Annotated in this window: 24 protein-coding genes; 12 read left to right on the top strand and 12 right to left on the bottom strand. The window is 62.7% G+C overall.

Annotation, left to right across the window (positions count from 1 at the left end; all coding sequences use genetic code 11):
* Window positions 1–28: 28 nt before the first annotated feature.
* The 7 genes from ACN0X7_RS08925 to ACN0X7_RS08895 all read right to left on the bottom strand — a co-directional run bounded on the left by ACN0X7_RS08925 (window position 29) and on the right by ACN0X7_RS08895 (window position 5,588).
* Window positions 29–1,255, bottom strand: coding sequence for an acyl-CoA dehydrogenase family protein (locus ACN0X7_RS08925; protein WP_417516291.1), 1,227 nt, complete (start codon window positions 1,253–1,255; stop codon window positions 29–31).
* Window positions 1,252–2,025 (bottom strand): alpha/beta fold hydrolase, encoded by a 774-nt coding sequence (locus tag ACN0X7_RS08920; RefSeq protein ID WP_417516289.1) that lies wholly within the window; start codon window positions 2,023–2,025, stop codon window positions 1,252–1,254. Before ACN0X7_RS08920 ends, ACN0X7_RS08925 begins: the two co-directional genes overlap by 4 nt.
* A complete protein-coding gene (locus ACN0X7_RS08915; RefSeq protein ID WP_417516287.1) occupies window positions 2,022–3,068 on the bottom strand; it encodes a peptidase M29 in 1,047 nt (348 codons plus the stop codon). The genes ACN0X7_RS08920 and ACN0X7_RS08915 overlap by 4 nt, the downstream gene beginning before the upstream one ends.
* Entirely contained in the window at window positions 3,069–3,452 is a 384-nt protein-coding gene (locus tag ACN0X7_RS08910; RefSeq protein ID WP_417516285.1) for a type II toxin-antitoxin system RelE/ParE family toxin, read from the bottom strand.
* Window positions 3,453–3,455: 3 nt separating this feature from the next.
* Window positions 3,456–3,770, bottom strand: coding sequence for a CopG family transcriptional regulator (locus ACN0X7_RS08905; RefSeq protein ID WP_417516283.1), 315 nt, complete (start codon window positions 3,768–3,770; stop codon window positions 3,456–3,458).
* Between the two features lie 65 nt (window positions 3,771–3,835).
* The gene (locus ACN0X7_RS08900) at window positions 3,836–4,675 is read right to left on the bottom strand and encodes a DUF3883 domain-containing protein (protein WP_417516281.1); all 840 of its coding nucleotides are present in this window, start codon (window positions 4,673–4,675) and stop codon (window positions 3,836–3,838) included.
* A 13-nt stretch (window positions 4,676–4,688) separates the two neighbouring features.
* Window positions 4,689–5,588, bottom strand: coding sequence for an MBL fold metallo-hydrolase (locus tag ACN0X7_RS08895; protein WP_417516279.1), 900 nt, complete (start codon window positions 5,586–5,588; stop codon window positions 4,689–4,691).
* A 176-nt stretch (window positions 5,589–5,764) separates the two neighbouring features.
* Here ACN0X7_RS08895 and ACN0X7_RS08890 point away from each other — a divergent pair, with 176 nt between their 5' ends.
* From ACN0X7_RS08890 to ACN0X7_RS08860, 7 genes are all read left to right on the top strand, one after another.
* Window positions 5,765–6,649 (top strand): branched-chain amino acid ABC transporter permease, encoded by an 885-nt coding sequence (locus ACN0X7_RS08890; protein WP_417516277.1) that lies wholly within the window; start codon window positions 5,765–5,767, stop codon window positions 6,647–6,649.
* A gap of 4 nt (window positions 6,650–6,653) precedes the next feature.
* Window positions 6,654–7,829 carry a branched-chain amino acid ABC transporter permease gene (locus ACN0X7_RS08885; protein WP_417516275.1) on the top strand — a complete coding sequence of 392 codons (1,176 nt, stop codon included), beginning with the start codon at window positions 6,654–6,656 and terminating at the stop codon, window positions 7,827–7,829.
* On the top strand, window positions 7,826–8,584 hold the full coding sequence (locus ACN0X7_RS08880) for an ABC transporter ATP-binding protein (protein ID WP_417516273.1): 759 nt from the start codon (window positions 7,826–7,828) through the stop codon (window positions 8,582–8,584). The genes ACN0X7_RS08885 and ACN0X7_RS08880 overlap by 4 nt, the downstream gene beginning before the upstream one ends.
* Window positions 8,585–8,587: 3 nt before the next feature.
* Entirely contained in the window at window positions 8,588–9,361 is a 774-nt protein-coding gene (locus ACN0X7_RS08875) for an ABC transporter ATP-binding protein (RefSeq protein WP_417516271.1), read from the top strand.
* 127 nt (window positions 9,362–9,488) lie between these two features.
* Entirely contained in the window at window positions 9,489–11,270 is a 1,782-nt protein-coding gene (locus tag ACN0X7_RS08870; RefSeq protein ID WP_417516701.1) for an AMP-dependent synthetase/ligase, read from the top strand.
* A 97-nt stretch (window positions 11,271–11,367) separates the two neighbouring features.
* A complete protein-coding gene (locus ACN0X7_RS08865) occupies window positions 11,368–12,540 on the top strand; it encodes an ABC transporter substrate-binding protein (RefSeq protein WP_417516269.1) in 1,173 nt (390 codons plus the stop codon).
* A gap of 92 nt (window positions 12,541–12,632) precedes the next feature.
* On the top strand, window positions 12,633–13,034 hold the full coding sequence (locus tag ACN0X7_RS08860; RefSeq protein WP_417516267.1) for a DUF1330 domain-containing protein: 402 nt from the start codon (window positions 12,633–12,635) through the stop codon (window positions 13,032–13,034).
* A gap of 17 nt (window positions 13,035–13,051) precedes the next feature.
* Here ACN0X7_RS08860 and ACN0X7_RS08855 read toward each other — a convergent pair whose 3' ends face one another.
* Window positions 13,052–13,591: a hypothetical protein gene (locus ACN0X7_RS08855; RefSeq protein WP_417516265.1), complete on the bottom strand. Its 540-nt coding sequence runs from the start codon at window positions 13,589–13,591 to the stop codon at window positions 13,052–13,054.
* Between the two features lie 154 nt (window positions 13,592–13,745).
* Here ACN0X7_RS08855 and ACN0X7_RS08850 point away from each other — a divergent pair, with 154 nt between their 5' ends.
* The gene (locus tag ACN0X7_RS08850) at window positions 13,746–14,966 is read left to right on the top strand and encodes a winged helix-turn-helix domain-containing protein (protein WP_417516263.1); all 1,221 of its coding nucleotides are present in this window, start codon (window positions 13,746–13,748) and stop codon (window positions 14,964–14,966) included.
* Here ACN0X7_RS08850 and ACN0X7_RS08845 read toward each other — a convergent pair.
* Window positions 14,960–15,466, bottom strand: a complete 507-nt coding sequence (locus ACN0X7_RS08845; protein ID WP_417516261.1) for a DinB family protein — start codon at window positions 15,464–15,466, stop codon at window positions 14,960–14,962. The two genes, ACN0X7_RS08850 and ACN0X7_RS08845, sit on opposite strands and share 7 nt — an antisense overlap.
* A 99-nt stretch (window positions 15,467–15,565) precedes the next feature.
* Here ACN0X7_RS08845 and ACN0X7_RS08840 point away from each other — a divergent pair, with 99 nt between their 5' ends.
* Window positions 15,566–16,993: an NAD-dependent succinate-semialdehyde dehydrogenase gene (locus ACN0X7_RS08840; RefSeq protein WP_417516259.1), complete on the top strand. Its 1,428-nt coding sequence runs from the start codon at window positions 15,566–15,568 to the stop codon at window positions 16,991–16,993.
* A gap of 189 nt (window positions 16,994–17,182) precedes the next feature.
* On the opposite strand, the gene ACN0X7_RS08835 is transcribed toward ACN0X7_RS08840, so the two are convergent.
* Window positions 17,183–18,127, bottom strand: a complete 945-nt coding sequence (locus ACN0X7_RS08835; RefSeq protein ID WP_417516257.1) for a D-2-hydroxyacid dehydrogenase — start codon at window positions 18,125–18,127, stop codon at window positions 17,183–17,185.
* Between the two features lie 88 nt (window positions 18,128–18,215).
* On the opposite strand from ACN0X7_RS08835, the gene ACN0X7_RS08830 reads away from it, so the two are divergent.
* Both ACN0X7_RS08830 and ACN0X7_RS08825 read left to right on the top strand, forming a co-directional pair.
* Window positions 18,216–18,599: an acyl-CoA thioesterase gene (locus ACN0X7_RS08830; protein ID WP_417516255.1), complete on the top strand. Its 384-nt coding sequence runs from the start codon at window positions 18,216–18,218 to the stop codon at window positions 18,597–18,599.
* 179 nt (window positions 18,600–18,778) lie between these two features.
* A complete protein-coding gene (locus tag ACN0X7_RS08825) occupies window positions 18,779–19,210 on the top strand; it encodes a CBS domain-containing protein (protein WP_417516253.1) in 432 nt (143 codons plus the stop codon).
* A 9-nt stretch (window positions 19,211–19,219) separates the two neighbouring features.
* On the opposite strand, the gene zapE is transcribed toward ACN0X7_RS08825, so the two are convergent.
* The gene (gene zapE / locus ACN0X7_RS08820; RefSeq protein ID WP_417516251.1) at window positions 19,220–20,386 is read right to left on the bottom strand and encodes a cell division protein ZapE; all 1,167 of its coding nucleotides are present in this window, start codon (window positions 20,384–20,386) and stop codon (window positions 19,220–19,222) included.
* Window positions 20,383–21,312, bottom strand: a complete 930-nt coding sequence (pqqB, locus tag ACN0X7_RS08815; RefSeq protein WP_417516249.1) for a pyrroloquinoline quinone biosynthesis protein PqqB — start codon at window positions 21,310–21,312, stop codon at window positions 20,383–20,385. Before pqqB ends, zapE begins: the two co-directional genes overlap by 4 nt.
* Before the next feature lie 150 nt (window positions 21,313–21,462).
* Here pqqB and ACN0X7_RS08810 point away from each other — a divergent pair, with 150 nt between their 5' ends.
* Window positions 21,463–22,521 (top strand): MBL fold metallo-hydrolase, encoded by a 1,059-nt coding sequence (locus ACN0X7_RS08810; RefSeq protein ID WP_417516247.1) that lies wholly within the window; start codon window positions 21,463–21,465, stop codon window positions 22,519–22,521.
* Window positions 22,522–22,590: the final 69 nt, after the last annotated feature.

Here is a 22,590-nt window from a genome sequence, read left to right as displayed (position 1 = left end):
CAGTGGGCGCGCGAACACAAGGACGTGGTCAGTCCTTTTCGCCTTTCTCGTAGAGGGATTCCTTGCCGAGCCGCTCGATGCAGGCTTCCGCGGACCAGGGCAGCATCAGCGAGCCGCAGCGGCTGTCGCGATAGAAGCGCTCCAGCGGGAATTTCTTCATGATCGAGGTGCCGCCGCAGGTCCGGATGGCCAGGCGGCAGATGTCGTTGGCGTTCTCCATCACCGTGTAGTTGGCCACGTAGGCGCGCATGCGCGCATCCTTCGACGGGTTGTGCCGGGCGTCGCGGGCCGCCTGCAGGAACATGGCGCGGGACTGTTCCAGCTTCATGCGCATCTCGGCGACCGCGTACTGTTTCATCGGGCTGCCGCGCTTGACGCCCTTGGCCCCTTCGACCTCGCCCCGCAGGAAGGCGACGGTGAAATCATAGGCCGCCTGGGACAGGCCCATGTAGGCGGGCGTGAGCGTCAGGAACATGTGCGGCCAGTTGGTCGCGGCCTGAAAATAGACGCCGCGCGGCATGATCTGGTGTGCATCCGGCACGAACACATCGTCGATCTTCAGGCTTTTCGAGACGGTGGGGCGCATGCCGAGCGTGTCCCAGTCGCCGACGACCGCAAAACCTTCCGCGTCGCCCGGAACGGCCAGCATGATCGTGTCACGCGCATCCAGTGTGCCGTCGGCGGAGGTCTCCTCGGTACACAGGACGGAATAGTGCGTGGCGGCACCTGCCAGGGACGCGAAGTGCTTCATGCCGTTCACGCGATAGCCGCCTTCGACGCGTTTCGCTGTCGTGCCGAAAGGGGCCTTGCCGGTTGCGGCCTGTGTGTGCGGTTCCGAGAAGGGCTGCGCGAAGACCGCGCGCCGGTCGGTGACCAGTTCGTACATGGCGGCCCGGTTGGTCTCGTGCTCGCGGCGCTGATCGTCGGTCATGGGCAGATCGTCGGCCAGCGGCCCGGACCAGAGCATCGAGCAGGAGTGCATGTTGAAGGTCAGAGCGGTCGCTGGATCGTACCGCCCGATCTCGGATGCGACGTAGAAATAGCTTTCGTAATCCGCGCCCAGCCCGCCGTACTGCGACGGGATGCACAGCGCCAGCATCCCCGCGTCGCGCAGGTCGTCATAGTTGGCGTAGGGAAAGGTCGCGTCGCGGTCGTTGACGTCTGCACGTTCGCGGAAGGCCGGGCCGATCTCGCCGATGATGCCGACCAGTTCGCGCTGGCGTTCCGTCAGGTCGAAGTCCTGCCACATGCTCATGCATCAAGCTCCTTCATGAAGTCGGCGATCAGGCGGTTCGTTGCCGCCGGGGCCTCGATATTGGCGATATGCCCGGCTTCCGGGATGACATGGAACGCCGCGCCATCGATGCGCTGCGCCATCCGTTCCATGACAGCGGCCGGCGCTGTCTTGTCTTCCTCGCCTGCGATCAGCAGGGCCGGACATGCGATGTTCTTCACATTGTCGCTCCGGTCGAAGGTGACCAGGCAGTTCAGCGCCGCGCGGTAGGTCTCGGCCGGGATGCGCTGCATGGAGGCGATCAGCGCGCCGGCCACTTCCGGTCCGGCTTTCGGGCTGGCCATGCCGGCGGCCAGCTTCGGCGCGATATCCGCAGGGGTCTTGCCCGCATCGAGGGGTTTCAGCCGGGCGGCGAGGAATTCGGTCTGGAAATCACCACCGGGCTTGCCGAACGACGCGCTGGTGCACATCAGGATCAACGCCCGAACCCGCTCCGGGTGCCGCGCCAGCACCTCCTGCGCCAGATACCCGCCCATCGACAGGCCGCAGAAGGTTGCCGTTTCAAGGCCCAGTTCGTCCAGCAGACCGGCCAGCGCGTCCGCCATGCCTGCGAACGTCATCTCCCCGACGGCAGGGTTTCCGCCATACCCGGGCATGTTCCAGGCGATACAGCGAAAGTCGGCGAACAGTTCATTGATCTGCGGCAGCCAGTTGTCGGCGTTGCCGCCAATGCCGTGCAGGAAGACGATCGGCGCACCGGTCCCCCGGTCGATATAGGCCCCGTCATTCATGTCAGTTCTCCTTGCAGCGCGCCGTCCTGCACCACGACCATGCCGTCCAGGCTGATGGTGTGATTGCGCATGGGCAGGTCGAAGTGGCCGAGCGTATGACGCCCCGCAACCTCGTTTGCGCCTGTGGAATAGAGGAAGTTGCCCGCGAAGGCGCGCATCTCGGTACCGTTATAGTCGCGTTTGTCGTACGCGGCCATGGCGTCCCAGCGCGCACCGGGATTCATGCCCCAGCCGACATGGCTGACCGCATAGGCCTCGCGGTCGCCCCAGGCGGCGATGTAGCTGCGGAACAGGTTGGCATCGACGCCGTCACCGTCGATCTGCGTGACGAAATCATTCTCGACGGTCAGCGTGATCGGGCTGTCGACATAGCGCTTGAAGGTCAGGTTCACGTCGCCGGTGTCCATGACAACCGTACCGTTGACCGATCCGGGCGCGGGGAAGCACAGGCACAGCCCGCCCGGCCAGTGGGTGATCGTGCCGCCGCGCTTGGTGTAACCCCAGCCGCCACCGGCAGGGGCCTTCTCGACGTTCACGGTCAGGTCCGTCCCGGCGGGCGACGTCACCCGCATCTCCTTCGCGTCCCGCAGCATCTTGATGCCGGTCTTCACGCGGGCTTCCAGATCGGGCGTCGGGGCCGTGCGCTCCAGCAGTTCCGGGTGCTCGTTGGACACCATCAGCACACGCGTCCCGCCCTTCAGGATGGCGGGCAGTTCCGGCGCATGCAGCAGCCCCTCGACCGTGCAGTCCGCCACGAACCCGGTCGACCCCAGCGCGGCGATCACGGGGTCCAGGTTCTGGATCGCATCGGATGCGCCGGTGGAACGCACGGGCGCGGGGGCCGTCTGCTTCGGTGTCGGCAGCACGACATGGAACGGCTTCGCGCCCAGCCGCAGCAGCGCCAGTTCGGCCAGATGCACGATGACCGGGCGGCTCTGCGTCTCCGACAGGATGGCGCAGACCTCGCCTTCCTTCACATCGCACAGGCGAAAGGTCTCCACAAAGCTGTCGATCCATTTGCCTTCGATCCGTTCCTGCAGCATTCAGTCTCTCCCCAGGATGTTGCCGTCGGCGTCCAGTTCCGGGAACTGCGCCCTCAGCGTCTCAAGCTCCCGACGATAGTCCGGCGTCATGTCACGGACCAGACCCTCGATGTCGGCCCGGGCATGCGGCACGGCGGCAATGACGATCCAGTCGCCATACAGATCGTAGACAATGAAGTGAGACTGCTCCCGCACCATGCGGAATGGAGCAGAGCGATGCATGCGCGACAGGCCGAGGTCGGGGGATTCGACAATCTGTTCGAAGGCGCTTCGTAGGTCGACAAGGTATGCTGTCGTCTGCGCTGGTCCCCAGCGATCCTCGGTGTATGACTCGATGTCATCTAAATCGAGGCCGGCGCGATCCGTCAGGAGGAAACCTCTCACGGCCTATTTCCAGCCGTTGGCACGCTTCTCCCGCATTCGACGAAGGTCGTCCTGCAGATCGCCTGTTCCAACAATGAACCGGCCCTCGGCGAAGTCCCGGAAGCCTTCCTTGATGTGTTCGGCAAGGTTCGCGGGTTCGGGCATGCCGCTGAAATCGAGTGCATCGGGGGCTTCCGGCGAGCCCGCACGCATGTCCCGCCGGATCAGATCGCGCACATACTCGCTCGGCGTTTCGTAAAGCCCGTCCGGCCCTGTCACGCGCTTCACATATTCGTAAAGCAGATTGTTCAGCCGCGTGTTGATGCGTTTCTCGGACATGTTCGCTTCCTGTTTGGGAGACAATCTTATCAAGTTTGTCGCAATATGTCAGACATATTGTAACCTCAGCAGAAGCTCGCCTGAAAGCTGGTCGCCGTCAGTTCGACATGCCGTTGCAACGGCGGAAACAGTTCAAATGCTTTCGGCTCACGTCGAAAATCATAAAGGCGAAAAAGACACCAGCTTTCGCAACAGTCATCTGCGACCCTGAGTTCGTTACGCGAAATATGAAACGGTGTGCGTTCCCAGCCGTTGGTCGTCTTGACTTCGATCAGTCGGTCGCATCCGTCCGGGTAGAAGCTGGCAATGTCATAGCCCGCGCCGTCGCCGTCCTCGTCCGATACCCATCTGATCTTTCGGGACAGGTCCGATCGGCCTTGCGCACTGAGTACGGCTTTCTCCCGAGCCAGTACCAGTTCTTCGCCCGCACGACCGAGCGCTCGGTTGCATTCGTCGCGTTCCGCCGCATCGAACTTCCGGGCGACGCTCAGCATTTTTTCCGAAGCTTCAGGCGGTGGCTCGTTGCGCAGGGTCGGAGCTGTTCCTACAAACAATGCTGCCGGATCGGAAAGTCCGGCGCCTGTTCCACTGAAGCGCGCCAGCTGCTCGGGCAGGGCGGTGCCCCCTGACAACCAGCGATCCACTGCCTCAACCAGCGGCATTTGGAAATTGAAAGCCGGCTTGTAACCTTCGATCCATGTTTCGCCGAGACATTGCAGCACCGCGCTGATGTTCTGATGCTTGTATTCGACCGAACCTTCGGATCGTTCAATACGCTGACACAGTTTCCGTCGATGATCTGTCTTGTTGAAACTCTGTCCTGACAATTCCTGAGACAGCATGTCGAAATAATCCGCGACGATCAGATCGTTTTCTTCGTCCGTCCATGCTGCGCTGGGGGCCATGTCAGTTCATGGCTCAGACAGAATACACCGCATCCGACGTCGCCGTGCCGCCTTCGGCTTTCACGCGGCCGTCGCCGGTCATGTGGACCAAATGGGCGAGCACGGAGCGGCCTGCGGGGCGGTGCAGTTTCTTGTCCACGTCGGCATACATGATGGCGACCATTTCGGGGATCGTCTTCGGGCCGTCTTTCAGCACATCGACGATCTGCGTCTCGCGCAATTGACGGTGTGCGCGGTAGGCGCGAACGTAATCGTGCACGTCCTTGATCGGCGCGCCGTGCGTCGGGTAGTAGATCTCGTCATCCTCACGCCTCAGCAGCTTTTCCAGCGAGTTGAAATAGGCGGCCATGTTGCCGTCGGGCGGGGAGACGATGGTGGTGGACCAGCCCATGATGTGATCACCGGTGAAGAGCGCCTTTTCCTCGCGCAGGCCGAAGCAGATGTGGTTCGACGTGTGTCCCGGCGTGTGGACGCACTCCATGGTCCAGCCGTCGCCCTCGATCACATCGCCGTCGCGGATCGCATGGTCGGGGACGAAATCGAAATCATGGCCTTCCTCGACCTTCTCGCCCTCAGGTCCGCCGTCGGGCGGGCCATAACCCCAGGTTTCTGCGCCGGTCGCTTCCTTCAGCAGCCGCGCGGCGGGCGAATGGTCCATGTGAGTGTGGGTGATCAACTGATGCGTGATGGTCTCGCCCTCGGTCGCCTTCAGGATCGCGTCGACATGTTCCTGATAGGGCGGTCCGGCATCGACAACCGCGACCTTGCCATTGCCGATGATGTAGGTGCCCGTGCCCATGAAGGTGAACGCGCCCGGATTGCGGCAGATCACCCGCCGGATCAGCGGCGACAGCCGGTCCACAGCCCCGTATTCGAATTCGAGCTCCCGCACGAACGGTATTGCATAGGCCATCAGGCATCCCCCGGAGTTAGCTGATTTACAGGGTTGATTGTTCGCCTATGCTGCGACACCCTGTCAACGTCCGAGCGAACGCGACCGGTCAACGAGTCCGCGACGTTCGGGAGATGACGGCAAAAAATGCGGTGGCTGCGAAAGGGGAGTTTCGCGGCAGGGGAGGGGCCAGACCGTTGGATAGTTTCCAGATATATGTATCGCTGTTGATCAACGGCCTGTCGCTGGGCTGTATCTACGGCCTGATCGCGCTGGGTTTCGTGCTGATCTACAAGGCGACCGAGATGGTCAACTTCGCCCAGGGCGACGTGATGATGGTCGGTGCCTTCGTCGCGTTCGGCCTGATCGGCGGGCTGGCGCTGAATTTCTGGGTCGGGTTCCTGCTGACCATCGTGATCATGTTCATCTTTGGCTTCCTGCTGGATGTGGTCGTGATCAGACGGCTGATCGGACAGCCGCAGTTTTCCATCGTCATGGCGACCATCGGCATCGGCTACGTGCTGCGGTTCGTCATGCCCTATGCCTACAATGTCGAGCAGATCGCGTTCCTGACGCCGTTCACCGGGGCCGCCGTCCAGATGGGCGACATCACGCTCGATTCCGGCAAGCTGGCGGCCATGGGCGGTACGCTGGTCTTGTGCCTCGTGCTGTATTTCTTCTTCCAGCGCACGCGGATCGGTGTCGCGATGCAGGCGTCTTCGCAGAACCAGCTCGCCTCCTATTACATGGGCATCCCCGTCGCGCTGATCTTCTCGCTGATCTGGGGCATCTCGGCAGGTGTCGCGGGCGTCACGGGCATCATGCTGATGCCGATCGCGAACGTGATGGATCCGTCCATCGGCTTCATCGCGATCAAGGCCTTCGCAGGCGCGGTCGTCGGCGGCTTCGGATCGATCCCGGGCGCGCTGGTCGGCGGGATCATCATCGGCATGGTGGAGCAGTTCTCGGACTATCTGCTGCCCGCCGGTTACAAGGATATTGCGGTTTATTCGGTGCTGTTGGCGGTGATGGTTTTCCGCCCCGAGGGCATCTTCTCCCAGATGGGCCGGAAGAAGGTGTAAGGCGATGAGATTTGTATTCAAGACACGCTACGAACAGGATCTGCGCCTCTGGCGGCACAAGGGCGACCTGATCGCCTACGGCCTGCTGGCGATTTTCCTCGTGACCTTCCCGATGTACGCCGACCTGTATTATGTCGGCGAGGCCAACATGTGGCTGATCTATTCGATCGCCGCGCTGGGGCTGATGATCGCCATCGGGTTCACCGGCATGGTGAGCCTTGGCCATTCGGCCTTCCTCGGCATCGGGGCCTATGCACACGCCTATTTCCTGCAACTCGGGATTCCCTTCGTCTTTTCGCTGCCGCTGGCTGCCATGCTGTCGGGGGTGATGGGCGTCTGCGTCGGGCGTCCGACCCTGCGCATGCACGGGCTCTATCTCGCCATCGCCACGCTGGCCTTTGCGCTGATCACACAGGAAGTCATGTCGAAATGGTCGTCGGTGACCGGCGGTTTCGACGGGCTGCCGGTGGCGGCACCGGACTTCCTGTCGATCCAGACCGAGGAAATCTATCAGGGCGGTCTGTTCTCGGTGGGCGGCCTGCATGTCGGCTGGACCGAACTCTGGAGTCCGGCGTCGCTCTACTACATCTGCCTGGTCGTGCTGGCCTTCGCGGCGCTGCTGGCCAAGAACCTGCTGCGCAGTCCGACGGGCCGCGCCTTCGTCGCGATCCGCGATTCGGAAGTATCGGCACAGTCGATGGGCATCCATCTGGCGCAGTACAAGACCACGGCCTTCGGCATATCGGCCTTCGTGACCGGCCTGGCCGGCGGCCTGTTCGCGCATCAGATCACCCACCTGGCGCCGGATGCCTTCAACATCTTCATCTCGATCGAACTGCTGCTGATCTGCGTGGTCGGCGGTATCGGCACCATCCAGGGCGCATTGCTGGGGGCCATGTTCCTGGTTGCCCTGCGGTCGCTGATCCCGATCGCCCGCGACGCGGTGACCGCCGGCGCGGCGGAGGCAGACTGGCTGTCGGGGCTGGTGCGGTTCGTCAATGCGCCGGGGCTGGAAGCCGGCCTGTTCGGCCTGTTGCTGGTCATCTTCATCATCTTCGAGCCGTTCGGGCTGTATGGCCGCTGGCTGAAGATCAAGACCTACTTCGATCTCTTCCCGCTCTACAAGAAGGCGACCTTCGCGCGGCAGAAATCCTACGTTAAGACGGAGCGGCTGCGGTGAGTTTCTTCAAGGCAGACAATCTGGCGATCCACTTCGGCGGCGTGAAGGCGGTCGACGGGGTCAATTTCGATATCGCCAAGGGCGAGGTCTTTACCATCATCGGGCCAAACGGTGCGGGCAAGACGACGATCTTCAATCTGATCAGCCGCATCTACGATCCGACCGAAGGCACGCTGACCTTCGACAATCAGGACATCACCGAGACGCCGCCCAATCACATCGCGGGTCTCGGCATCGCGCGGACCTTCCAGAACATCGAACTGTTCGAGCAGGCGACCGTGCTGCAGAACCTTCTGATCGGGCGGCACGCACACCGCAGCGGGAACTTCCTGACGGACCTGCTGTTCCTGCCGTCGGTCCGGCGACACGAGCTGGAGCACCGGGAGAAGACCGAGCAGATCATCGAGTTCCTGGATCTGGCGCGCTATCGCGACCAGCGGATCGCCAATCTGCCCTATGGCGTGCGCAAGGTCGTCGAACTGGGCCGCGCGCTGTGTACTGAGCCGAAACTGCTGCTGCTGGACGAGCCGTCGTCGGGCCTCAACGTCGAGGAAACCGGGGATATGGCCTTCTGGATCAAGGATATCCGCGATCTGCTGGGTATCACGGTGCTGATGGTCGAGCACGACATGAGCCTGGTGAACCGGGTGTCGGACCGGGTGCTGGCGATGAACTACGGCCGGGTGATCGCGCTGGGCACGCCATCGGAGGTGCAGTCGAATGACGAAGTCATCCGCGCCTATCTGGGGGGCTGATCAATGAGTGAGCCAATCCTGAGCATCGCGAACGTCGAGACCTCCTACGGTCCGATCACGGCGATCCGCGGCGTCAGCCTGCAGGTCAACCAGGGCGACATCGTCACCGTGCTGGGGTCCAACGGGGCGGGCAAGACCACCATCCTGAAAACCATCTCCGGCGTCATGGATCCGCGCAAGGGAACCGTCACGTTCGAGGGCGAGGACATCACGTCAAAGGAACCCGACTGGGTGATGCGGCGCGGGATCAGCCATGTGCCCGAGGGGCGCGAGGTGTTCCCGTTCCTGTCCGTGCAGGACAACCTGAAGATGGGCGCGTTCACCCGCAAGGATCCGAAGGGCGTCGCGCAGGACATGGAAATGGTGTTCGGCTATTTCCCGGTCCTGAAGGAACGCCGCGACCAGCCTGCGGGACAGCTTTCCGGCGGCGAACAGCAGATGCTGGCCATCAGCCGGGCGCTGATGTCGCGGCCCAGGGTGATGCTGCTGGATGAACCTTCGCTGGGCCTGTCGCCGCGTCTGGTGAAGGAGATCTTCGAGATCATCGTGCGGCTGAACACGGAGCAGAACATGACCATGCTGCTGGTCGAGCAGAACGCCAACATGGCGCTGAAGACCGCGCATTTCGGCTATGTTCTGGAGGTCGGACGCATCGTCCTGGAAGATACCTGTGAGAAGCTTCTGCAGAAGGAAGACATTCAGGAATTCTATCTGGGCGTGAAGGATGAGGGCGCACGCGGCGAGCGGCGCTGGAAAAAGAAGAAGCTGTGGCGATGAGAGCTAGTCGCGCATCGGGAGGTACGCCGGCATGGTAACCGCATCTTTGATCGAACATTCGTATCAGGGCGAGAACGGCGATACGGTCATCTGGCACGAGGATCCGGAAGCGCGGACAATCCCGCAGATGTTCTGGACGCGCGTGCAGAAATGGTCGGACCAGACCGCCATGCGCAAGAAGCAGTTCGGTATCTGGCAGAAGATCACATGGGCCGAATTCGGACGCCAGGCCCGGGGTGTCGGATCCGGCCTGGTGGCCATGGGGGTCGGCAAGGGCGACGTGGTCTGCGTGCTGTCCAACACCCTGCCCGAATGGATGTACGCGGACATGGGTATCCAGTGTGTCGGCGCGGTCTGTGCCGGCATCTATCCGACGGATGCGGCGGCGCAGGTCGAATATCTGGTCAACGATTCATCGTGCCGCGTGATCTTTGTTGAAGACGCCGAGCAACTGGACAAGGTGCTGTCGATCCGGGAGTCCTGCCCCAGTCTGGAAAAGATCATCATCTTTGATACGGAAGGCCTTGAATTCTTCAACGATCCGATGGCGGTCAGCTACGAGGATTTCGTCGCCTCGGGACTCTCCGGTTCGGGCGTGGATGACGCCCGCTGGCAATCGCTCATGGAGGTCGCACAACCGGACGATCTGGCGATTCTGGTCTACACGTCCGGGACAACCGGGCCGCCCAAGGGGGCCATGATCAGTCACAACAACCTGGTGTTCCAGGTGGTCAACGGCACGCAGATCCTGCCGCAGGAGACCGGCGGCGAGCGTATGGCGTTTCTGCCGCTCTGTCACATCGCCGAGCGCACGCTGACCTATTTCTCGCTCTACACGGGCAACGTCGCGAATTTCGTTGAAAGTCCTGAAACCGTCTTCGAGAACATCCAGGAGATCCAGCCGACGACGTTCTTTGCGGTGCCGCGCATCTGGGAGAAGCTGTTCTCGACCATCAACATCGCGGTGAAGGATGCGACCGGTTTCCAGAAGCTGGCCTACAAGACGGCGCTGGGCTGGGGATATGCGATCGCCGACAAGAAACTGGCGGGCGAGGAGCCGTCGGCCTGGGAGAATCTGCGGTTCCGGATCGGCAGCTTTCTGGTGCTCCGCAACATCCGCACGCTGATGGGCCTGTCGCGCGTGGACTGGGTGGGGACGGGCGCCGCGCCCATCTCGCCGGAACTGATTCGCTGGTACATGGCGCTGGGTATCGAGATGCTGGAACTGTACGGCCAGACGGAGAATTCAGGTCTGGCGACCACCAATGTTCCGGGCGATATCAAGCTCGGCTATGTCGGCAAGTCCATTCCCTACGGCGAGACCAAGATATCCCCTGAGGGTGAAATCCTGCTGAAGGGCCAGCACATCTTCATGGGCTATCGGGGGCAGCCCGAGAAGACGGCGGAGACGATCGTCGACGGCTGGCTGCATACCGGCGATGTCGGCCAGATGGACAATCAGGGCTATGTGAAGATCACCGACCGGATGAAGGACATCATCATCACGGCCGGCGGCAAGAACATCACGCCCTCGGAGATCGAGAATGAACTCAAGTTCTCGCCCTACGTCGCGGACGCCGTCGTGATCGGGGATCGCCGGAAGTTCCTGACCGCGCTGATCATGCTGGATCAGGAGAACGTCGAGAAGTTTGCGCAGGACAGTGACATTCCCTTCACCAGCTTCGCCTCGCTGGCGCGCGCGCCGCAGGTGATCGAACTGATCGGAGAGACCGTCGAGCAGGTGAACACGAAATTCGCGCGCGTGGAGACCATCAAGAAGTTCCGTCTGATCGACAAGCAGCTCGATCCGGAAGATGAAGAGGTGACCCCGACGATGAAGCTGAAACGCAGCTTCGTGGAGAAGAAATATCAGGAACTGATCGACGGCATGTACGCCGAAGCCGCGTGACGTTTCGGGTATGGCTTTGCAGCCGGACGCGATCTGATAGACTTGAGGGTGAAAAGTACTGCCGGGTCAATCCGGCGGACAAATCCGGGAGGAAGCGATGAAGTCAACAATGAAGATGATCGGTGCAGCGGCAGCCGCCGCCGTGCTGGCCGTGACGGGGGCGAACGCCGCCCAGCGCGGCGTGACGGATGACGAGATCATCCTCGGTGTTCACACGGCCCTGTCCGGGCCGGTCGCCGTCTGGGGCGTGCCCGAGGCTGAAGGCCTGCGCATGCGCTTCGACGAAGCCAACGCGAAGGGCGGTGTCCATGGCCGCAAGATCCGCCTGGTGGTTGAAGACAATGAATATCAGGTGCCGAAATCGGTGCAGGCTGCCAACAAGCTGATCAACCGCGACAAGATCTTCGCGATGATCGGCGGTCTGGGAACGCCGATGAACAATGCCGTGCTGCCGCGTCAGCTCGCGGCGGGCGTACCGAACCTGTTCCCGTTCTCGTCGGCACGGCAGATGTATCAGCCGTTCCACAAGCTGAAGTTCGTTGCCGGATCGACCTATTACGATCAGATTCGCGCGGCCTACAAGCTGTTCGCGGAGACCCGTGGCAAGACCAAGCCCTGCACCATGTACCAGGACACCGATTTCGGCCGTGAAATCGAATTCGGCGTGATTGATCAGGCCAAGGAAATGGGTCACACGGTGGCCGGGGAAACCGCACATAAGCCGACCGACAAGGACTTCACCGCGTCGATCACCAAGCTGCGTGAGGCAGGCTGCGACGTCGTCTACATGGGTACCATCGTGTCCGACACGATCATTCCCTACGTGACCGCCCGCAAGATGGGCTGGGATGTGGACTTCGTCGGTTCGATCGCGACCTACAATGGCTTCACCGCCGGTGCCAAGGGCGGCGTGACCGAGGGCTTCATGGCCATGACCGGCTTCCAGATGGCCTATGGCGACGATCCCAGCGAGGAAGTCCGCAACTGGTACAATGCCTATTCGGAAGCATTCGGCAAAAACCCCGACTTTCCCGCGCAACTGGGTTACATCATCGCCGACATGACGGTGATCGCGCTGGAGAACGCTGGCTCCGATCTGACGACCGAGGGCCTGATCAACGGGCTGGAGGCGATCAAGGAATATCGCGATATCTTCGGCGGTCCGGTCGCCAGCTTCGGACCCGACAAGCGTCAGGGTTCCGATGAATCGTTCCTCTCCCAGGTGCAGAACGGCCGCTGGGTCCGCATCGGCGAGAACATCGGCTACTGATCGTTTTCAGAAGTTGACACCTACGATCAGAAGCCCGGTCGCCTTTGCTGGCGGCCGGGCTTTCTGTTGGTCAAACGAAGGGGAGGCCCACAATGGCAGCAATCGACGAACTGCATGACGGGACACTGGACAGGATCGCGGACGATGTGCCCGTGGTCATGGTCAACCTGATGAAGTTCCGGGAGAAGTCTGCCGACGGCGACGGCTCCGGATGGGACGCCTATGTCCGCTATTCCAGGGGCGTGAACCATCTGATCCGCGATGTCGGCGGCGGCATCGTCTGGACGGGCGATGCCAAGGGCGCGTCGTTCGGACCCGCCGAATATGGCGACTGGGATTTTGTGGCGCTGGTGCGCTACCCGTCGAAAGCGGCCTTCCGGAAGTTCATCACCTCACCGGAATATGAGGCCGAGAACCACCACCGCGTGAACGGGTGCGAAAGCCATGTCATCATCGCGACCGAGCAGGCCTATGGCCGTTTCCGGGAGGATTGACCGAGGCCCCAGTCTCGTCAGCCGATGACCTCCAGAATGTACCAGGCCCCGCCGACGCCATTCGCCTCGCCGGGTTCCTCGTCGCCGATGAAGCGGTAGAGCGGTTTGCCCGCTAGGGTCAGAACCCACGCTTCAAGTTCGGCATTCCATGCGCGTCCCCAGAGACCCGAAAACCGCGTCCGCTCCGGAATGACCAGCGGACGCCACTTGTTCAGCGCTTCCCCCGAAACGGACGACACTTCGTGGTCGCGATCCAGGCTGGTCGCATACAGCGTGATATCGTTGGTATCCGTCAGGACCTTGCCGATCCCCCGGAAATAGCTGGCGTCGGTGTAGTAATAACCCGTACCGCTCAGGATCTTCTGGGGGACCTGATCGACGACCGGACGCTGTGCGCGACCGAAGCCGTTCGATGTTGTGCCGTAATAGGGCGCGCGCAGCATTTCTTCGAGGACTTCTTCCAGGTCGACAGGGTCGCCTTCCCGGAACTGGCTGGCGGCGGGTGTGGTCGCCAGGACAAGCGCAGCGGCCGAGGACAGGATGAGTGATCTCAACATCGGAACATCTCCAAACTCATGCGTGCGGGGTCGTCACAAATGATGGCGCAACGGGACAGATTGGCAAATCACGATCATTCGCAGTGTGAGAACACGCACAGAACGTCTATGCTGATTCTCGCGGCCTGAGACACTTCGAACACACTGGAACCCCATGAACGCGATCGCTCGAAACAAGCCGGAAGCGGTACTGGATGCGCCGACGGTCCGTCGTATCCTGCTGGAACGGCAACAGCTTGCGGGCCCTCCGGGACGGCGGCTGGCCGCAGGCGAACTGCAGGCGATGATCGACAAGCTGGGGTTCGTGCAGGTCGACAGCGTCAACACGGTCGAGCGCGCGCACCACATGATCCTCTTCGCGCGGAACCAGACCTATCGACCGAAGATGCTGCACCGGTTGCTTGAGAAGGAGCGTTCCCTGTTCGAGAACTGGACGCACGATGCAGCGGTCATCCCGACGGCGTTCTATCCCTACTGGCGGCAGAAGTTCCGCCGGGATGAGGCGCGGCTGCGGGAACGCTGGAAGCAATGGCGCCGCGAAGGATTCGAGGAACTGTTCGACGTCATGCTGACGCATGTGGAACGTAACGGCCCGACCCGTTCGCGCGACCTGACGCCGGAGAACAACCAGAGCGGGGGTTGGTGGAACTGGCATCCCGAGAAGACCGCGCTGGAATATCTCTGGCGTACCGGGCATCTGGCGATCAGCCACCGGGAAGGATTCGAGAAGGTCTACGATCTGTCACACAGGGTGATCCCGGCCGAGCATCATGACGGCGATGTCGATCATCAGGCGTTTGTCGACTGGTGCTGCCGTGCAGCCATTGAACGGCTGGGCGTGGCGACGACAGGCGAGATCGCAGCCTTCTGGGGCCTGATCCGCCCTGACGAGGCGAAGACGTGGGCGGACAGCCCGGCGGCGAAAGCCTTTCCGACGGTCGAGGTGAGCGCGGTGGACGGGTCGCGCCCGCGGACGGCCTTGGCCGATCCGGCGGTCCTGGAGATGGACGGCGCCGCCATCGACGTACCTGCCCGTCTGCGGGTTCTCAGCCCCTTCGACCCGGTTATCCGGGATCGAAAGCGGGCCATGCGGCTGTTCGGATTCGACTACCGGATCGAGATCTTCGTGCCGGCGGCGAAGCGGAAGTACGGCTACTACGTCTTCCCGCTGCTGGAAGGGGACCGGTTTGTCGGACGCATCGACATGAAGCGCACCAGCCCCGGCGGTCCGCTTCATGTCAGGAAGGTCTGGTGGGAGCCAGGCGTGCGTTACTCGAAGGGCCGAATACAGCGCCTTGCCGCGGAACTGGACCGCGTCCGTCGCTTCGCGGAAGCCTCGGACGTGACCTGGGCGGCCGACGCTCTGGATCAGTAGGCGGTGTCCGGATTGAACGGCAGGTCGGTGCTGCCATAGTCGATGCCCATGCGATGCAGTTCCGAGGTGACCTGCGAACGGTGATGGGTCGCGTGGTTGAACATCTGCATGAACAGGAAGTGGCGCGCGACGCTTGTGCGGCCGTTCAGGGCGGGTTCGCCGAAGCGGATCGTGGCTTCGAACCAGTCGCCGTCCGCACCTTCGAACGTTTCCTCAAGCCGCTGATCGAAAGCCCGGCGCGCGGAAGAAAGCGTCCCGTAGGTTTCAAACAGTGTCTTCTTCAACAGGAACGGTGTGGTGGCAACCCCGTTTTCCGACAGTTCCATGAACCGTGTCTCCAGCATCAGCATGTGGTCCAGCGTGTGCCGGATGCTGCCAAAGAACAGGCCCCGATCTCCCTCGCGTTCGGCGTCGGTGAGACCGTCCGTGATCCCGTACAGCTTCTCGTTCTGCCAGCGGTTGTAGCGCGCCATCTCCTGCGCCCAGTCCCTTGCGTGCATGTCAGGCCTCCTCTCGCCGCGATCCGGGTTTCGCAGGCCAGCCGGTTCCGCTAGCGTGCCTTCGCAGTTGAGCAGATCACGGAAGCTGAGGGGAGAGCCATGTTCATTTCGGGTGCTTGGAGCGAAGCGAAATCAGGCAGGACATTTGCGGTGACGAACCCCGCGACTGGCGAGGAGATCGAGCAGGTCGCCGATGGCGATGCCGAGGCCGCGCGCCGCGCGATCGACGCCGCACACGATGCCTTCCAGTCCTGGAAGCACACGACGGCCTACGAGCGCTCGGCGATCCTGCGCAAGGCCTATGACCTGATGATGGAACGCCAGGAACACCTGGCTCGCACCATGACCGAAGAGCAGGGCAAGCCGCTGAAGGCGGCCATGACCGAGGTTCAGTACGGCGCGGACTATCTGCTCTGGTTCTCGGAGGAGGCCAAGCGGAACTACGGCGAGACCATCCCCTCGGCCCGGGCGGATCAGCGCTTCATCGTGCTGCAGCAGCCCGTCGGTGTCGTTGCCGCGATCACACCGTGGAACTATCCGGTCTCCATGATCACGCGCAAGGTCGGCCCGGCGCTGGCCGCCGGATGCACAGTGGTGCTGAAACCCGCCGAAGCGACGCCGCTGTGTGCCATCGAGGTATTCAAGGTGCTGGTCGAGGCGGGCGTGCCGGACGGTGTGATCAATCTGGTCACCGCGCTGGACCCGAAACCGATCGGTGACGAGTTCTGCACCAACCCCAGGGTGCGCAAGCTGACGTTCACCGGCTCGACCGCGGTCGGCAGGATGCTGGCGGGCAAGGCGGCCGCGCACATGAAGCGCGTGTCCTGCGAACTGGGCGGTCACGCGCCGTTCATGGTGTTCAAGGACGCTGACCCCGTGCATGCGGCCAAGGGCGCCCAGGCGGTCAAGTTCCTGAACACCGGGCAGGCCTGTATCAGTCCCAACCGCATGTATGTGCACCGGTCTGCCGAAGACGCCTTCCTGACGACGTTGACCGAACGGGTGAAGAAGCTGAAGGCCGGGTCCGGGTTCACCCAGGGCGTCGCCATCGGGCCGCTGGTGAACGAGGCGGCGGTCGCCAAGGTCGCCCGGCAGGTCGACGATGCGAAAGGGAAAGGCGCGGAGGTGCTGACAGGCGGCATGCGCCTCACGGACGGGGACCTGGGCAGCGGTCATTTCTACGCGCCCACCGTGCTGAACGGGGTCGATCCGTCGATGGACATCTACCGCGAGGAAACCTTCGGCCCGGTCGCGCCGGTCATCGCCTTCGATGACGAGGAGGAGGCGCTGGCGCTGGCCAACGACACCGAATACGGACTGGCCGCCTATGTCTATACGCGTGACATCGCCCGGGCGATGCGCATGTTCGAGGGACTGGAATTCGGCATCATCGGGATCAATGACATCAACCCGACCTCGGCTGCGGCCCCCTTCGGCGGCTGGAAGAATTCCGGGCTCGGTCGCGAAGGCGCGCGCGAGGGCCTTGGCGAGTATCTGGAAACCAAGATGGGCGGTTTCGCGATCTGATCCCGCAGGCCATCTGGTCAGCCTCGCTTCACCGCGTTTCGTCATCCCCTCCTTGCGCGGGGATCCGGCTGGGAAGCGATTTCAGATAGCTGAGTGCTGTGATTGCGCACTGACCGGACCCCTGCGCAAGACGGGGGTGACCCGTGTCGTGTGACTGCCCCGGAAGCGATCAATCCCTTCGGATCCGGGTCAGTAGCCTTTTTCGAGGTCGACTTCGGTCTTGAGGGGCTGGCCCGCTTCCATCGCCCGGACATTCTCGCCGAACAGCCGGCTGATGCCGCCCATGTAATCGGGGAAGCCGCCTGCGACGTGCGGCGTGATGATCAGATTCGGCGCGGTCCAGAGCGGATGGCCCTCGGGCAGCGGCTCCTGCTCGGCCACGTCCAGCGCGGCACCGGCCAGATGCCCTTCCTCCAGCAGCTTGATCAGTGCGGTCTCGTCGACCTGCCCGCCACGGCCCAGGTTGACCACGTAGGAGCCGGGCTTCATGCGGCGCATCATTTCCTCGTCCAGCAGACCGTGCGTGTCATCGGTCAGCGGCAGGATCGAAACGACGACATCCGCATCCGCGATGGCCTCCGCTGTCTGGTCCATGCCGTAGACCTTCTCGACATGTGGCGTTTCGCGGGGCGTGCGGCGGGTTCCTGTGACCCGCATGCCCATGGCCGCACAGCGTTCGGCCGTCGCCTCGCCGATGCGTCCGAGGCCCAGGATACAGACGGTTGATCCCTTCGCCGCGCCCGGCATGTACTGCCGCCAGTATCCGCCACGATGGCCGGTGATCGCCCAGTTCGTCCGCTTGATGCACATCAGGATCAGCGTCAGCGCGTACTCGCTCATCGGCTCCGCCGCGAGGCCCGCAGCATTGCAGACCTTCACGCTGGCGGGCAGGTCATCCAGTGGCATCAGGTGGTCGATACCGGCGCCGAAGCTCTGCAACAGCTTCATGCGGGTGGCCTTGGCCCAGTGTCCGCGCGGCGGTTTCATGGCCAGCAGGTACTCGGCGTCCGGCAGCCCCGCTTCAAAGCTGGCCGCATCATCCAGCGTGATGATGCGTGCTTCGGGAAAGACATTTTGCAACGGTTCGACCACGCGGTCGTTGAACTTGGTGAAGACGTGAATGGTTTCTGGCATGACAGTCCCGGAAGCTGGTGGCAGATGACGCGGGGCACCTTATGCGGATAGTCTCCGCCGGGCGAGGGGCAACGGACTGGGGGCAGCCATGACAGATACACGCGAACCGACACTGCGGGCAGCGCCGATGCCGTCGGACTGCAACGCCAATGGCGACATCTTCGGCGGCTGGGTTCTGGCGCAGATGGATATCGCGGGCGGCGTTGCGGCGTCGCGCTACATGAAGAGCCGCTGCGTCACCCGCGCCATCGAGGCCATGACGTTCGAGGCACCGATCCGCATCGGCGACCTGGTTTCCCTCTACACGCGGGTGATCCGGGTCGGCAAGACATCGGTGACGGTGCACATCGAAACCATCGTGCAGCGCAAGTTCGGCATGGAGACGAAACGTGTCACCGAAGGCGACTTCGTGTTCGTGGCGATCGACGATGACGGCAAACCGACCACGTTCGAATCGGGCACAGGCCTCTGATCTGTGAACCGCTGCGTCAGCAATTGACGCAGCGTCGGAAAGGAATTCCGCTTCTTTTTGAGTCGCCATCGCCACTTTCGAGTGTCATACTTCTCTCGATTTCGTGAGCAATCCGGGGCCTGACGCACAGGCCGACAGAACGGCATTCGCCGGACCCCGCACATTCAAGGAGGTCCGTCATGCTCGTTTCCGCCATGCTGCATGCCAAGGGAGGATCGGTCGTCACGATCCGTCCCGATACCGATGTCCGTCATCTTTGCGACAAGCTGCGCGCCATGCGAGTGGGGGCTTTGGTCGTCAGCGAGGACGGGGAGCGCATTCTGGGGATCGTTTCGGAAAGGGATGTCGTGCGGGCGATTGGTGCGGACGGTGCCGATGCGCTGGACCGCGGCGTCACCGAGATCATGACCGGGGATGTCTTCACCTGCAGTCCGACCGACAATATCGGCGATCTGATGCGGATGATGACCGAGAATCGCGTCCGCCATCTGCCGGTGACCCACGGGGGTCGCATGATCGGCCTGGTTTCCATTGGCGACGTCGTGAAATATCGCGTCGACGAACTGGAGCATGAAACCCAGGCGATGCAGGAATACATCAAGACGGGCTGATCAAAGGCTTCAGGTGCCTCGCAGCGCGTGGGGCTGGTTGAGATACTCCTGCGACTGCATTTCCATCAGGCGGCTGGCTGTCCGGTGGAATTCGAATGCACCGTCGCCGGACGGATAGAGGTCCTCGGGCGCGGCATCGGCCGAACAGATCAGCTTGGTCCGGTTTTCATAGAGCGCGTCGATCAACGTCACGAAACGCTTGGCCTCGTTGCGCTTGTCCTTCGTCATCTTCGGAACGTTCGCCAGCACGACCGTATGGAACTGCGATGCCAGCGCCAGATAGTCGGCCGATCCGAGCGGTTTGCCGCACAATGCCGGGAAATCGATGAAGGCGACCCCCTTGGCCGCGCGCGGGACGGTCGTCGTGCGGCCCTGCGCCTCGACTGTCGCTGGTGCCGCCTCTTCGCCGTCCGTCAGCGCGGCGAAATCCTTCTCCAGCGCCGCGTCGGCTTCCGGGCCGAGCGGGGTCACATAGACCGGCATCTGGTTGAGGCGGTCCATGCGATAGTCGGTCTCGCTGTCCAGATGCAGCAGATCCAGCTTCTGTTTCAGCAGGTCGATGAAGGGCAGGAAAAGCTGCCGGTTGAGCCCGTCCTTGTACAGGTCATCGGGCGGGCGGTTGGAGGTCGATACCATGACGATCCCGCGCTCGAACAGGGCGGTGAACAGCCGCCCGAGGATCATGGCGTCGGCGATGTCGGTGACCTGAAACTCGTCGAAGCAGAGCAGGGTGGCCTGTCCGGCGATCCGGTCGGCGATGGGCGGAATGGGATCGTCGCCGTCGCGTTCGCCGGGCCTGGCCTTGCGGAAGGCGTGGGCGTCGGCATGCACCTCCAGCATGAACTGATGGAAGTGAATCCGCCGTTTCCTTTCCATCGGCGCGGTGTCGAAGAACAGGTCCATCAGCATCGACTTGCCGCGTCCGACACCGCCGTACATGTACAGGCCCGACGGGACTTCCTGCGTCTTCTTGCGCGCGCCGAACTGGAAGATCCGCATGAAACCCCGTTCATCGGCGGGATTGTAGCTCTTCAGCCGGTGATGCAGCCCCTGCAGCTTCTCGACCGCCACTTCCTGCGCCTGATCATGTCTGATCTCGCCCGCCTGGATCAGGTTGCGGTAGCTGTGGATCGGGCCGTCTTCGGACAGATGTTCCCGGGGCAGATGTTCGCTCATGTGGAGACCACCATCCCGTCGTGGGCGATCTTCCAGCCGGCGGCCTCGACTTCGGCCCTTTCGGGGGCGTCGCTGCGCAGGACCGGGTTCGTGTTGTTGATGTGGATGTAGATGCGCTGGCCGATGTCCAGACCGGCGAATGCGGCCATCGAACCATCGTCACCCGACATGGACATGTGGCCCATCCGCTGGCCGGTCTTGATGCCGACCTTCTGGCGGATCATCTCGTCATCGGTCCAGAGCGTGCCGTCGAAGAAGACGAGGGCCGCGCCGTCGAGGCGCCGGGCGAGTTCACCGGTCATGCGGGCGCAGCCGGGGATGTAATAGACCCGCTGGCCGGAGCCGTCGGAGATCTCCAGACCGACCGTGTCCTCGTCCACCGTGCCGAAGTTGCCGCCTTCTGCGTCCTTGTCTTCCAGCCAGAGCGCCACCTTGCCCGGGACGGGAAAGACCGTGAGCGTCAGACCCAGCGGCGTGCCGTCCTTCTCCTTCAGTTCAACCGCTTCGTCGAGCCTGAAGGTCCGCCGTTCGACGAAATCGGGATTGAGCACGTTGAAGACCGTGTTGGCCGCCAGCACGTCGTGAATGCGGCTGGTCGCGTAGAGTCCGAACGGCTGGCTCTCGCGCAGGTTCAGCAAGCCCGCGATGTGATCGACATCGCCGTTGGTGAGCACCGCCGCCCGGATCGGACTGTCGCGCAGCCCCGTCTTCGGATGCAGCGCCGGGTTGCGTTCGATCTGCTGTCGCAGGTCGGGTGACGCGTTGAACAGCACATAACGGTAGCCGTCTGCCGATACCGCGATCGACGACTGGGTCTGCGCCTTCAGGTTCGCGTCGCCCTGCCAGAAGGCCCGGCAGTTGTCGCAGTTGCAGTTCCATTGCGGAAACCCGCCGCCCGCAGCCGCACCCAGCACCAGAATGTTCAATTTGGACCCCCTCGGTTGGTGACGACAAACATCACTTGAAGCGGCCCGACGGGCAAGGGCCTATGCGCAGGGGTGCGTTGACCTCGACCGCGCTCTGCCCGACATTGTCGCGACGCACTGACATCTTCAATCGAAATGGAGCCGCACGTTTTGGACAGTTTCCCGACCAAGCCCGAGCTGGACTATGTCTTCGGTGAACAGCGCCCGGATGGTGGTGAGACGTTCGAAGTGGCACCCGGCGTCCACTGGGTCCGCATGCAGATACCGATCCCGGGGCTCGATTTCATCAACCTGTGGCTGATCGAGGACGGCGACGGCTGGACGATCGTCGATACCGGAATCCGCAGCAAGCGCATCACCGCCTGGTGGGAGGAAATCTTCGCCAGCGATCTGATGGGCGGCCGTCCGGTCAAGCGCGTGATCTGCACGCACTTCCACACCGACCATCTGGGGCAGGCGGGCTGGCTGACCGAACGCTGGGGTTGCATGTTGTGGATGACGCTGGGCGAATGGGCCTTCGGGCGCACCATGATGCTGGACGTGACCGACAAGGTGCCCGAGGACGTGGTCGATCACTACCGCCGCATCGGCTATTCCGAAGCCATGCTGGAAGCCTTGCGCGAGCGCGGCTTCAACCGGGTCGCCAAGATGATGACGCCGATCCCGCGCGCCTTTCGGCGGCTGACGCACGACCAGCGCTTCAAGATCGGCGGCAACACCTGGCGGGTGATCGTCGGTCGCGGTCACTCGCCCGAGCACGCGGCCCTGTTCTGCGAGAACCTGAACGTGCTGATCTCCGGCGATCAGGTCCTGCCGGCCATCACGCCCCATATCGGCGTCTATCCGGCCGAACCGGACGCCAATCCGCTGGCGCTCTATCTGGAGACCCTGGACAATTTCCGGAACCTGCCCGATGACGTCCTGATCCTGCCCGCGCACGGCGATCCGTTCCGCAACCTGCACGCGCGGATCAACTATCTGCAGGATCACCACCGCCATCGTCTGAAGGCGCTCTGGGAAGCCTCGCCGGACTGGATGACGGTGAGGGAGACCTTTCCCTACCTGTTCCGTCGCGAACTGCGCGAGGAGGACATGAGCCTCGCCTTCTCCGAAGCCATCAGCCACATCCACGCCCTGATCAGCCGGGGCCGGATGGAGCGCAGGATGGGTGACGATGGCGTGTATCGCTATCGGTCTGTCGGACGGTAAACGCCGATGTGCCGGAGGGTTGCGGTCAGGTTCTATGTGGTCCTGCCCGAAAGACGGTGACGACGGGAG

Origin of the sequence: Minwuia sp. (genome assembly GCF_048263705.1) — a bacterium.
GTDB lineage: Bacteria > Pseudomonadota > Alphaproteobacteria > Minwuiales > Minwuiaceae > Minwuia.
This window is presented reverse-complemented; position numbering and strand designations above follow the sequence as displayed.

Coding starts and splice junctions, on each gene's coding strand:
- ACN0X7_RS08925 (WP_417516291.1), bottom strand. CDS start 1,255: ATGAGCATGTGGCAGGACTTCGACCTGACGGAACGCCAGCGCGAACTG.
- ACN0X7_RS08920 (WP_417516289.1), bottom strand. CDS start 2,025: ATGAATGACGGGGCCTATATCGACCGGGGGACCGGTGCGCCGATCGTC.
- ACN0X7_RS08915 (WP_417516287.1), bottom strand. CDS start 3,068: ATGCTGCAGGAACGGATCGAAGGCAAATGGATCGACAGCTTTGTGGAG.
- ACN0X7_RS08905 (WP_417516283.1), bottom strand. CDS start 3,770: ATGTCCGAGAAACGCATCAACACGCGGCTGAACAATCTGCTTTACGAA.
- ACN0X7_RS08900 (WP_417516281.1), bottom strand. CDS start 4,675: ATGGCCCCCAGCGCAGCATGGACGGACGAAGAAAACGATCTGATCGTC.
- ACN0X7_RS08895 (WP_417516279.1), bottom strand. CDS start 5,588: ATGGCCTATGCAATACCGTTCGTGCGGGAGCTCGAATTCGAATACGGG.
- ACN0X7_RS08885 (WP_417516275.1), top strand. CDS start 6,654: ATGAGATTTGTATTCAAGACACGCTACGAACAGGATCTGCGCCTCTGG.
- ACN0X7_RS08875 (WP_417516271.1), top strand. CDS start 8,588: ATGAGTGAGCCAATCCTGAGCATCGCGAACGTCGAGACCTCCTACGGT.
- ACN0X7_RS08870 (WP_417516701.1), top strand. CDS start 9,489: ATGTTCTGGACGCGCGTGCAGAAATGGTCGGACCAGACCGCCATGCGC.
- ACN0X7_RS08865 (WP_417516269.1), top strand. CDS start 11,368: ATGAAGTCAACAATGAAGATGATCGGTGCAGCGGCAGCCGCCGCCGTG.
- ACN0X7_RS08860 (WP_417516267.1), top strand. CDS start 12,633: ATGGCAGCAATCGACGAACTGCATGACGGGACACTGGACAGGATCGCG.
- ACN0X7_RS08855 (WP_417516265.1), bottom strand. CDS start 13,591: ATGTTGAGATCACTCATCCTGTCCTCGGCCGCTGCGCTTGTCCTGGCG.
- ACN0X7_RS08850 (WP_417516263.1), top strand. CDS start 13,746: ATGAACGCGATCGCTCGAAACAAGCCGGAAGCGGTACTGGATGCGCCG.
- ACN0X7_RS08845 (WP_417516261.1), bottom strand. CDS start 15,466: ATGCACGCAAGGGACTGGGCGCAGGAGATGGCGCGCTACAACCGCTGG.
- ACN0X7_RS08840 (WP_417516259.1), top strand. CDS start 15,566: ATGTTCATTTCGGGTGCTTGGAGCGAAGCGAAATCAGGCAGGACATTT.
- ACN0X7_RS08835 (WP_417516257.1), bottom strand. CDS start 18,127: ATGCCAGAAACCATTCACGTCTTCACCAAGTTCAACGACCGCGTGGTC.
- ACN0X7_RS08830 (WP_417516255.1), top strand. CDS start 18,216: ATGACAGATACACGCGAACCGACACTGCGGGCAGCGCCGATGCCGTCG.
- ACN0X7_RS08825 (WP_417516253.1), top strand. CDS start 18,779: ATGCTCGTTTCCGCCATGCTGCATGCCAAGGGAGGATCGGTCGTCACG.
- zapE (WP_417516251.1), bottom strand. CDS start 20,386: ATGAGCGAACATCTGCCCCGGGAACATCTGTCCGAAGACGGCCCGATC.